Here is a 730-nt window from a genome sequence, read left to right as displayed (position 1 = left end):
TGGACCTGGAGGCGGTGCGCGCGGTGGCGGCCGAGGCGGCACAGGGCGAGGTTTGCGAGGCGGCCAATGACAACGACCCGGCGCAGGTGGTGGTGTCGGGCCACAAGGCGGCGGTGGAGCGCGCGGTGGAACTGGCCAAGGAAAAAGGTGCCAAGCGGGCGGTGATGCTGCCGGTCAGCGCGCCGTTCCATTGCGCGCTGATGGCGCCGGCGGCCGAGGTCATGGCCAGCGCGCTGGCCGAGGTCGAGATCAAGGCGCCGGCGGTGCCGGTGGTGGCCAATGTGGTTGCCGCGCCGGTCTCGGATCCCGACGAGATCCGGCGGCTGCTGATCGAGCAGGTGACCGGCGCGGTGCGCTGGCGCGAAAGCGTCGCGGCGATGGCAGCGGCCGGGGTCGACGAGATCTGGGAACTGGGCGCCGGCAAGGCGCTGAGCGGCATGATCCGGCGCATCGACCGGACAATCGCCTGTACCGCCGTGGGCACCCCCGAAGAGGTGAAGGCCGTGCTGGGCTAGGCAAAACTTTTCAAGAAAGTTTTGCCAAGAGTTTCCTGAAAACTCTTGGCCACGGATGATATAAATAGAAGAGGATCAGGGAATGTTCGATCTGACGGGAAAATGCGCGCTGGTGACCGGCGCATCGGGCGGGATCGGCGGCGCGATTGCGCGGGCGCTGCACGGCGCCGGGGCGACGGTGGGCCTGTCGGGCACGCGGGTCGAGCCGCTGCAGG

General features: G+C 68.6%; 2 protein-coding genes. Both read left to right on the top strand.

Translation table 11 applies throughout. The annotated features are described in order from the left end of the window. Positions 1-515 (top strand): ACP S-malonyltransferase (locus CVM52_RS26280; RefSeq protein WP_133120025.1); only part of this gene is annotated, 515 nt, incomplete at its 5' end. Positions 516-597: 82 nt separating this feature from the next. After that, positions 598-730, top strand: a 133-nt coding sequence (locus CVM52_RS26275) for an SDR family NAD(P)-dependent oxidoreductase (protein ID WP_133120024.1), incomplete at its 3' end; no start/stop codon positions are given.

It is taken from the genome of Pseudooceanicola lipolyticus (assembly GCF_002786325.1).
GTDB classification, from domain to species: Bacteria; Pseudomonadota; Alphaproteobacteria; order Rhodobacterales; family Rhodobacteraceae; genus Pseudooceanicola_C; species Pseudooceanicola_C lipolyticus.
The sequence above is the reverse complement of the archived record's forward strand: the minus strand, read 5'-3'. Positions and strand labels throughout refer to the sequence as shown.